At 55.7% G+C, this 9,137-nt stretch carries 11 protein-coding genes; 8 read left to right on the plus strand and 3 right to left on the minus strand.

Annotated features, from left to right (window positions below):
- From ACOYIE_RS06600 to ACOYIE_RS06610, 3 genes are all read left to right on the plus strand, one after another.
- A partial coding sequence (locus ACOYIE_RS06600) for a phospholipase D-like domain-containing protein (protein WP_433411598.1) occupies positions 1-575 on the plus strand: 575 nt, incomplete at its 5' end.
- An 18-nt stretch (positions 576-593) separates the two neighbouring features.
- Complete coding sequence (locus ACOYIE_RS06605; protein ID WP_433411600.1) at positions 594-1,346, plus strand: threonine/serine exporter family protein; 753 nt, start codon at positions 594-596, stop codon at positions 1,344-1,346.
- Entirely contained in the window at positions 1,343-1,795 is a 453-nt protein-coding gene (locus tag ACOYIE_RS06610; protein ID WP_433411602.1) for a threonine/serine exporter family protein, read from the plus strand. Before ACOYIE_RS06605 ends, ACOYIE_RS06610 begins: the two co-directional genes overlap by 4 nt.
- Positions 1,796-1,829: 34 nt before the next feature.
- Here the strand turns inward: ACOYIE_RS06610 and ACOYIE_RS06615 are convergent, their stop codons facing one another.
- A complete protein-coding gene (locus tag ACOYIE_RS06615; RefSeq protein WP_433411604.1) occupies positions 1,830-2,147 on the minus strand; it encodes a permease prefix domain 1-containing protein in 318 nt (105 codons plus the stop codon).
- Positions 2,134-2,484: a PadR family transcriptional regulator gene (locus ACOYIE_RS06620; protein ID WP_433411606.1), complete on the minus strand. Its 351-nt coding sequence runs from the start codon at positions 2,482-2,484 to the stop codon at positions 2,134-2,136. The genes ACOYIE_RS06615 and ACOYIE_RS06620 overlap by 14 nt, the downstream gene beginning before the upstream one ends.
- 196 nt (positions 2,485-2,680) lie before the next feature.
- Between ACOYIE_RS06620 and ACOYIE_RS06625 the strand changes: the two genes are divergently transcribed.
- Positions 2,681-3,172, plus strand: coding sequence for a COG2426 family protein (locus ACOYIE_RS06625; protein WP_433411608.1), 492 nt, complete (start codon positions 2,681-2,683; stop codon positions 3,170-3,172).
- Between the two features lie 41 nt (positions 3,173-3,213).
- On the opposite strand, the gene ACOYIE_RS06630 is transcribed toward ACOYIE_RS06625, so the two are convergent.
- A complete protein-coding gene (locus tag ACOYIE_RS06630) occupies positions 3,214-4,656 on the minus strand; it encodes a nicotinate phosphoribosyltransferase (RefSeq protein WP_433411610.1) in 1,443 nt (480 codons plus the stop codon).
- A gap of 254 nt (positions 4,657-4,910) precedes the next feature.
- On the opposite strand from ACOYIE_RS06630, the gene ACOYIE_RS06635 reads away from it, so the two are divergent.
- From ACOYIE_RS06635 to ACOYIE_RS06650, 4 genes are all read left to right on the plus strand, one after another.
- Complete coding sequence (locus ACOYIE_RS06635) at positions 4,911-6,164, plus strand: argininosuccinate synthase (protein WP_433411612.1); 1,254 nt, start codon at positions 4,911-4,913, stop codon at positions 6,162-6,164.
- An 82-nt stretch (positions 6,165-6,246) separates the two neighbouring features.
- Positions 6,247-7,638 (plus strand): argininosuccinate lyase, encoded by a 1,392-nt coding sequence (gene argH / locus ACOYIE_RS06640; protein ID WP_433411614.1) that lies wholly within the window; start codon positions 6,247-6,249, stop codon positions 7,636-7,638.
- Positions 7,639-7,657: 19 nt separating this feature from the next.
- The gene (argC, locus tag ACOYIE_RS06645) at positions 7,658-8,578 is read left to right on the plus strand and encodes an N-acetyl-gamma-glutamyl-phosphate reductase (protein WP_433411616.1); all 921 of its coding nucleotides are present in this window, start codon (positions 7,658-7,660) and stop codon (positions 8,576-8,578) included.
- 66 nt (positions 8,579-8,644) lie between these two features.
- Positions 8,645-9,137: bifunctional ornithine acetyltransferase/N-acetylglutamate synthase (locus tag ACOYIE_RS06650; protein WP_433411618.1), on the plus strand; the 493-nt coding region annotated here is incomplete at its 3' end.

The following is a 9,137-nucleotide window of genomic DNA, read 5'->3' on the forward strand; positions in this document are numbered from 1 at the left end:
ACCTGCCCACGATTAAGCCGCAGCCCGATGGGTATGTGCAGTCCTTTGCCGATTCGCCGCTGGATGACCTTAATATCGGGGAATCTGTTTATTTGCAGATTATCCATAATGCAAAAAAATATGTATATATCACCACGCCTTATCTGGTGCTCGATAATGAGATGATTACCGCGCTGACCATTGCAGCCCAGTCCGGCGTGGACGTGCGGGTGCTTACCCCCGGTATACCGGATAAAAAGCTGGTGTATATGATTACCCGTTCCTATTATCAGCAGCTGCACCGCGCAGGCGTGAAAATTTATGAGTACCGGCCGGGGTTCCTGCATGCCAAGAGCATCGTTTCCGATGACGATACGGCGGTTGTCGGCACGATCAATATGGATTTTCGGTCGTTCTTTCTGCATTTTGAGTGCGGCACCTGTTTTTACGGCAGCTCGGTTGTCGGCGCGCTCAAGCAGGATATTATGGAAATGATTCATACCAGCCGCCAAATTGACGATGAGTGGCTGCGCCGTGTGCCGTGGCTGCGTTCGGTGGCGGCCAGCGTGCTGCGGCTGTTCGCGCCGCTGCTGTAAACGAAAGGCGGACGTCGGATGGAGCAGATTCTGTGTGCAATATTGGACGCAGGTGAAATCCTGCTGGTTTCGGGGGCGGAGGTTGCCCGCGTAGAGGATACCATTCGCCGCATGGCGCTGGCCTACGGCTTTGTGCGTGTTGATGTGCTGAGCATTCCGGCAAGCATGGTCGTCACCGTCCAGTCCGCTGACGGTGAGATTTTGACGCAGACCCGCCGCATTGTTGCGCGGGATACCGATATGCGGTGTATTGAGGCGGTCAACGCGCTTTCGCGCGAGGTTTGCAGCGCGCCGCTGCCGCTTGACGCGCTGTGTGCGCGCATTGCGGCCATACGAGAAACGCCGGAGGATATGCCGTGGCGGGTACCGCTGGCGCATGTGCTGGTTGCAGGCTCGTTTGCGGTATTTTTCGGCGGCTCGGCGCGGGACGGATTGGCCGCGATGCTGTGCAGCCTGATACTGTATGGCGTCGGCAGGGCAGGCGCGCGCATCCGGCTGCAGCCGATTGTGCTGACGGCGGTTAACGCTGCGGCAATGTGTTTTGCGGCAGTTATCACCATATGGCTGGGATTGGGACAGTCTCTTGACAAAATTATCATTGGTAATATCATGCTGCTGATTCCGGGCATTGCGCTGGTGAATGCGCTGCGCGATATGATTGTGGGCGATACGATTACCGGCCTGCTGTGCGCGTTTGAGGCGCTGCTGCGCGCGCTTGCCATTGCGGCCGGCTGCGCGCTGGTGCTGGTGCGGTTCGGAGGTGCGGTATGACAGGTGAAATGCTGATGCAGATTGGCATGGCCGGAATTGGCGCGCTGGGCTTTGGCCTGCTGTTCCACATGCAGGGTCGGCGGCTGGTGACGGTGCTGCTGGGCGGCATTGCCAACTGGAGCTTTTATCTGCTGGCACTGCATGCGTATACGAACAGGGTGCTGGCCTTTTTTCTGGCTGCGCTGGCAACTGCTGCACTGGCGGAAGTGCTGGCCCGGCTGCTCAAAACGCCGGTGATTACGCTGCTGGTGCCTATGATGGTGCCGCTGGTGCCGGGCGGAGATTTATATTACACAACTCTTGCGCTGGTGCAGGGGGATACGGAAGGATTTGCGCGGTTTGGCAGTCTGGTGCTGCGGGAAGCCGGCGCGATATCGTGCGGCGTCATTCTGGTCGCCTGTATTGTGCAGACCGTGGTGAAAGCGGCGGGACTGCGGAAAAAAATATAAAAAAGCGTTCTGCACATTGGAATGCAGAACGCTTTTATGATGCCAGGAACAGATAGACAAGGCGGCAGGCAATGCCGGCGCACAGCAAGAAAAGCAGAAGCGGCGGGGCAAGGCGGCACAGCGGCCGATGTGCCTGCCGCAGCGCATGCCCGAGCGCATCGGGGTCTCCCATCATGCAGACGGCTTGCATGATGGCCTCTTCCGCAGAAAATCCGCGTTCGTTTTGCAGATATTCCGCGCGGGACAGGATGTGGTCGGTCAGCTCCCGGCGTACCCGCGCGCGGTGGAGCGGCCAGAACAGGTGGGAGCAGACGCGCTCCAGAAACAGGCTGACGCACTCATTCGGTGACACAAGCCTCACCTCCGAGAATTTTGCCGAAGCTTTTGCACAGGCGCTGCCATTCCTGCCAGCAGCGGGTGAGCGTTTTCACGCCCTGGCGGGTCAGCCGGTAATACCGGCGCGGCCTGCCGGCAGCGGAGGCGCGCTCATAGGAGCTGACCTCCCCCTGCTCTTCCAGCTGGTGCAGAATGGGATAGAGCGTGCCTTCTTTCATGGAAAACGTTTGATCCGAGCGGCATTCCAGCTCGCGGATGATCTGATAGCCGTATTTGTCGTTATCCTCCAGCAGAGCAAGCACAAGCACAGCGTTGCTGGAAGGAAAGCAGGAGTCTTCTTTTTTGCGGGGCATGACAGACACCTCCGGATACCTCGAATATCTAAGTATACTGCTTATAGTATACTGCGGGCAAAAGAGGCTGTCAATGAAAGCCGCAGGCAAGTGAATGCGTTAAAAATTGTTAAATTTTCTGTAAGTCTTGCGTTTACGGCATATTTACGGTATCATAAGCAATAGTTTGCAGGAGTATGGAAGGGCAGGAATGTCGATGTTTTCGGGTTTATTTAACTGGCTGCTTGGCGCGGGACGCGAAATAGCCGTTATCGTGATATCCATGGTGCCGCTGGTTGAGCTGCGCGGCGCAGTGCCGCTGGGTGTTGCAGCGGGCATGGAGTGGTTTGAGGTGCTGCCGCTGGCATATCTGGGTAATTTGATTCCCATTCCGTTTGCATTGTTTTTTGGAGAAAAAGTGCTCAATTGGGTGGGAACACTGCGGCCGTTCACACGTTTTGTTGCCGGATATAAAGCCAAGCTGGAAAGCAAAAAAGCAAAGGTGACCAAATATGCCCGCATCGGCCTGTTTCTGTTTGTGGCAGTGCCGGCGCCAGGTACCGGTGCATGGTCGGGCGCGCTGGTAGCCACGCTGCTGGAAATGCCCAAGGGAAAGGCGATGCTTTCCATTGCGGGCGGCGTTGTTGCGGCAGGTCTGATTATGCTGGCCGCTTCCAACGGTGTTCTCGGCGTTGTCAATATGTTTTAAAAAAAGCCTCTGGCCGGTCGGTCAGAGGCTTTTTATTGTGGTCAGATGCGGCAGGCTTCCAGCAGTTCGTTTTTGCAGGACCAGAGCTTTTTGGAGAGATCAACAAAATAGGTCTGCGGATTTTCAAATCGCTTGATTTGATCCCAAAGCGTATCCACTTCGGCCTTGCAGTAATCACGGATTTTATCAATGGCAGGGCTCTGATAAACGCATTCGCCGTTTTTGAAAAGCTGGACGCGCAGCGGCCGTACCGTGTAGTTGGTCACAACGCGCTGCTTCCAGGTATGGATGGGGTCGAACAGCGTATACGGCTGCGTCTGGTCAATCGTTTCATCATAAACGGTGATAACGTCGCCCAGTGCTTTGCCGGTGGCGTTATCAAACAAACGGTAAACCTGCTTAAAGTGCGGCGTGGTGATTTTTTCAACATTTTCGGAAACCTTGATCTTGGGGATGATTTCCCCTGCGGCATTTTCCACTGCGGCCAGCTTGTATACGCCGCCGAAAACGGGTTCGGATTTGGAGGTAATCATACGCTCGCCAATGCCGAAAGAATCAACTCTGGCACCCTGCATGAGCAGATCGCTGACGATATACTCGTCCAGCGAGTTGGAGGCCATGATCTGCATATCCGGGAAGCCGGCCTCGTCCAGCAGCTTGCGCGCCTCAATCGAAAGATAGGCGATATCGCCTGAATCCAGACGGATGCCCTTGGGACGGATGCCCTTTTCGGCAACCATCTCTTTGGCGACGCGGATCGCATTGGGCACGCCGGATTTGAGAACGTTGAACGTGTCTACCAGAAAAACACAGTTGTTTGGATAAATATCCGAATATGCTTTAAAAGCTTCATACTCGCTGTCGAACATCTGCACCCAGGAATGGGCCATCGTGCCGCCGGCCGGCACGCCGAAATCGCGGTCAGCCAGCACGCAGGCCGTGCCCTGGCATCCGCCGATATAGGTGGCGCGGGCGCCGTAAATCGCGCCGTCATAGCCCTGCGCACGGCGGGAGCCAAACTCCAATACCGTCCGTCCCTGCGCGGCGCGGGAAATACGGTTGGCCTTGGTGGCAATCAGCGTTTGATGGTTGATGGTGAGCAGTACCATGGTTTCTACAAACTGCGCCTGAATCATCGGTCCTGCAACGGTCACAAGCGGCTCGCCCGGGAATACGGGGGTGCCTTCCGGTACGGCCCATACATCGCAGGCGAACTTGAAATCACGCAGATAATTGAGGAACGCCTCAGAAAAACAGCCGCAGCGGCGCAGATAAGCGATATCTTCCTCAGTAAAATGCAGGTTTTTGAAGTATTCGATCAGCTGTTCGACGCCTGCCATGATGGCATATCCTCCGCCGTCCGGCACACGGCGGAAAAACATATCGAAGTATGCGCGGCGGTCGGCTATGCCCTTTTCAAAATAGCCGTGAGCCATGGTGAACTCGTAAAAATCGGTCAGCATCGTAAGGTTTCTTTCGGTCATTGCGGTAAACGCCCCTTTGCGCATATAGCATGCATGCGCTTTTATTCATTCCGTGCATCTGTCTTGACAGGATGCATTTGTAGATATCATAGTACTTTTTTTGGAAAAGTGCAAGCTTTTCTTGCAGATACTTCATGCAATGAATGAATAAATATGCAATAGATAAAATAATTATAAATTTTTCTTGCCAAATGGAGCCAGCAGTAGTATAATGAAGCCGTCGAAAAAATGACGAATGTCTGGAGGAATCAAATATGAAAAAGCAATATAACAAAGTTGTTCTGGCGTACTCGGGCGGACTGGATACTTCGGTGCTGATTCCGTGGCTCAAGGAAAACTACGGCTGCGAAGTCATTGCGGTTTCGGGCAACGTTGGCCAGGGCACGGAGCTGGACGGCCTGGAAGAAAAAGCGCTCAAAACCGGCGCTTCCAAGCTGTATATTGAGGATCTGACCCAGGAATTTGTGGACGATTACATCATTCCGACCATGAAGGCGGGCGCATCTTATGAGCAGTACCTGCTCGGCACTTCGTTTGCGCGGCCGATTATTGCCAAGCGCATTGTGGAGATTGCGCTCAAGGAAGGCGCGGACGCTATCTGCCACGGCTGCACCGGCAAGGGCAACGACCAGGTGCGTTTTGAGCTGGCCATTCACGCCTTTGCGCCGCAGATGGACATCATTGCTCCGTGGCGGTTCTGGGAGCTGAACAGCCGCGAAAAGGAAATTGAATATGCGGAAAAGCACAACATTCCGCTGAAGATCAATAAGGAGACCAACTACTCCAAGGATAAGAACCTGTGGCACCTGTCGCACGAGGGCCTGGACCTGGAAGATCCGGCGAACGAAGCGCCGATCAACAAGCCGGGCTTCCTTGAGCTGGGCGTATCGCCCGAGCAGGCGCCCGATGTGCCGACCTACGTCACCATCCATTTTGAAAAGGGCGTGCCCACTGCGGTGGACGGCGTGGAGATGAATTCGGTTCAGCTGCTGGAAAAGCTCAATGAGCTGGGCGGCAAAAACGGCTGCGGCATTCTGGACATTGTGGAAAACCGGCTGGTTGGCATGAAGAGCCGCGGCGTGTATGAGACGCCGGGCGGCGCGGTGCTGTATGCGGCGCATCAGAAGCTGGAAGAAATCACGCTGGATAAGGAAACCGCGCATTACAAGCAGCAGCTTGCGCTGAAATTTGCCGACCTGGTTTACAACGGCCAGTGGTATACGCCGCTGCGCAAGGCGATGAGCGCGTTTGTCGATTCCACGCAGGAAACCGTAACCGGCGACGTCAAGCTCAAGCTGTACAAGGGCAATATCATTCCGGCGTCCGTCACCTCGCCGTACTCGCTGTATTCGGCGGGCATGGCCACCTTTGATGAGGACGACTGCTACGATCAGTCTGATTCCGCAGGCTTCATCAACCTGTTCGGCCTGCCGCTCAAGGTGCGCGCGCTGAACGATCAGGTCCTGGCGGAAAAGACCGGCATGCATTTCCCGTCCGTCGAAAAGTAAAGCACCCTTCATACAGGGCGCGGCGCTCCCTGGCACACAGGGGCGCTGCGCCCTATGACCGGTTTTTGAGAGGTAATGAATTATGGCAAAATTATGGGCAGGACGTTTCCAGAAGGAAACCGATTTGGTGGTAAACGATTTTAACTCGTCCATTCTGTTTGACTGCCGTTTGTATAAAGAGGATATCACAGGCTCGATTGCGCATGCGACCATGCTGGGCAAGCAGGGCATCATTGAGCAGCATGAAGCGGATAAAATTGTAGAAGGCCTCAAGGGCATTCTGGAGGATATCGAAGCCGGCAAGGTGGAGTTCTCGCTTGACTATGAGGACATCCATATGAATATTGAGCAGCTTTTGACCGAGCGCATCGGCGACACCGGCAAGCGCCTGCATACCGGCCGCTCAAGAAACGACCAGGTTGCGCTGGATATGCGGCTGTATGTTCGGGAAGAAATCAAAGAGATCATTGACATGATCTGCACGTTTATGAAGGCGCTGTGCGCAAAATCCAGAGAAAATCTGGATGCTGTCATGCCGGGATATACGCATTTGCAGCGCGCGCAGCCGACCACGTTCGCGCATTATATGATGGCATATGCCAATATGCTCAAGCGCGATATCACCCGTCTGCAGGACTGCTATGAGCGCATGGATGAGATGCCGCTCGGCTCGGGCGCGCTGGCGTCGACCACCTATCCGATTGACCGTGATTTTGTCCGTGAAAAGCTTGGTTTTGCGCGGCTGACCGATAACTCGCTTGACGGCGTTTCCGACCGTGACTACTGCATTGAACTGCTCAGCGCGCTTTCCATTTTGATGATGCATCTGTCGCGTCTGAGCGAAGAAATCATCTCGTGGTGCTCGTGGGAGTTCAAGTTTGTGGAGCTGGACGACGCCTATTCAACCGGCTCGTCCATTATGCCGCAGAAGAAAAATCCGGACGTATGCGAGCTCATCCGCGGTAAAACCGGCCGTGTGTACGGCAGCCTGACGACGATGCTGACCGTGCTCAAGGGCCTGCCGCTGGCATATAATAAGGATATGCAGGAAGACAAGGAAGCCGTGTTCGGCGCGATCGACACGGTCAAGCAGTGCCTTGAGGTGTTCACGCCGATGTTCTCCACCATGACGCTGCGGCGGGACAATATGCGCAAGGCGGCGTCGCGCGGATTTATCAACGCGACGGACTGCGCCGACTATCTGACCAAAAAGGGCGTACCCTTCCGCGATGCGTACAAGACGGTCGGCCGTCTTGTCAATCAGTGCATCAAGGCGGATGAGACCCTGGAAACGATGACGATGCGCGATTTTGCAGCCATTTCCAATAAATTCGGAGACGATGTGTACGACGCGCTCGATCTGCGCACCTGCGTGGGAGAACGCAAGGTGATCGGCGGACCGGCTCCGCAGGAGGTCACCCGCCAGATTGACAAGATTGAAAAGTTTATTGCGGCTGTGGAAGACGACGTGTGACGGTTAGAGGACAAAACAGATGAAACCAAAGGCTTATATTGACGGCAAAGAGGGCACGACCGGCCTGCAAATTTATGAGCGGCTGGGCGGCCGCGATGATATTGAGCTGCTGCTGATCGACGAGGACAAGCGGAAGGATACGGAAGAGCGGCGCAAGTTCCTCAATGCGGCGGATATTGTTTTCCTCTGCCTGCCGGATGCGGCGGCAAGAGAGGCGGTCTCGCTGATTGGGAACGATACGACCCGCGTGATCGACGCTTCGACCGCGCACCGTACCGCTGCGGGCTGGGATTATGGCTTTGCGGAGTTGTCCCGCGCGCACCGCGCGGCGGTGGCGGCGTCAAAGCGGGTTGCCAACCCCGGCTGCCATGCAAGCGGATTTATTTCATCCGTATACCCGCTGGTAGCGCATGACATCATTCCGGCGGATTGCGCGCTGACCTGTGCATCGCTGACGGGCTATTCGGGCGGCGGCAAAAAAATGATTGCGGAATATCAGGATGAAAACCGCGATGCGCGGCATGATTCTGAGCGTATTTACGGCCTGAATCTGCAGCACAAGCATCTGCCGGAAATGGAATATATCTGCGGATTGATGCAGCCGCCCGTGTTCGTGCCCATCGTGGGCGATTTTTACAAGGGAATGGCTACCACGGTTATGCTGCCCGGCGTGGACGCGCAGCTGGTGCATGAAACGCTTGCGGCGCATTATGAGGGACAGAAACTGGTGCATGTCGCGCCGCTTGGCGGGGATGAGCCGGTGATTTATGCCAATACCATGGCGGGGCATGACAGCCTGCGGCTGATTGTCTGCGGCCATGCAGAGCAGGCCATCGTTACCGCTTTGTTTGATAACCTCGGCAAGGGCGCTTCGGGCGCGGCGGTGCAGAACATGAATATTATGCTGGGACTGGACGAAACCACCGGTTTGACGGTATAATGATGGCAGTATAGTTTGCGATTCGGAACCGTGGACGCGATTCCGGCGGCAAGGAGAATGGGTAATATGAAAATTATCGAAGGCGGCGTGTGCGCCGCAAAGGGATTTACGGCGGGCAGCATTCGCTGCGGTATCAAGGAAAGCCGGACGAGCGACGATACGGCTGTTATTTTCAGCGCGTGCGAGTGTACGGCGGCGGCAACCTATACGATGAACCGCGTCAAAGCCGCGCCGCTGTATGTAACGATGGAGCATCTGGAAAACGGCGTGGCGCGCGCCATTATTGCCAATGCGGGGAACGCCAACGCCTGCGCGCCCGACGGCATGGAAAACGCGCGCCGCATGGCGAGCGCTGCGGCGCACAAGCTGGGCATAGACGAGAACGATGTGGTTGTCGCATCGACAGGCGTGATTGGACAGCGGCTGCCGGTGGAATGCATTGAAACGCATCTGCCGGAGATCGTGCTGTCGGACGATGCTTCCGAGCAGGCCAACCGTGCCATTATGACGACCGATACCCGCACCAAGACCGCGGCGGTCGAGTTTACGGTTGGCGGCA

Source organism: Agathobaculum sp., assembly GCF_050946325.1.
In the GTDB taxonomy this organism is placed as follows: Bacteria; Bacillota; Clostridia; order Oscillospirales; family Butyricicoccaceae; genus Agathobaculum.

What these genes read in the sequence shown, in the direction of transcription:
- ACOYIE_RS06630 (WP_433411610.1), bottom strand. Translation starts at nt 4,656, where the DNA reads ATGACCGAAAGAAACCTTACGATGCTGACCGATTTTTACGAGTTCACC.
- ACOYIE_RS06635 (WP_433411612.1), top strand. Translation starts at nt 4,911, where the DNA reads ATGAAAAAGCAATATAACAAAGTTGTTCTGGCGTACTCGGGCGGACTG.
- argH (WP_433411614.1), top strand. Translation starts at nt 6,247, where the DNA reads ATGGCAAAATTATGGGCAGGACGTTTCCAGAAGGAAACCGATTTGGTG.
- ACOYIE_RS06625 (WP_433411608.1), top strand. Translation starts at nt 2,681, where the DNA reads ATGTTTTCGGGTTTATTTAACTGGCTGCTTGGCGCGGGACGCGAAATA.
- ACOYIE_RS06610 (WP_433411602.1), top strand. Translation starts at nt 1,343, where the DNA reads ATGACAGGTGAAATGCTGATGCAGATTGGCATGGCCGGAATTGGCGCG.
- argC (WP_433411616.1), top strand. Translation starts at nt 7,658, where the DNA reads ATGAAACCAAAGGCTTATATTGACGGCAAAGAGGGCACGACCGGCCTG.
- ACOYIE_RS06620 (WP_433411606.1), bottom strand. Translation starts at nt 2,484, where the DNA reads ATGCCCCGCAAAAAAGAAGACTCCTGCTTTCCTTCCAGCAACGCTGTG.
- ACOYIE_RS06605 (WP_433411600.1), top strand. Translation starts at nt 594, where the DNA reads ATGGAGCAGATTCTGTGTGCAATATTGGACGCAGGTGAAATCCTGCTG.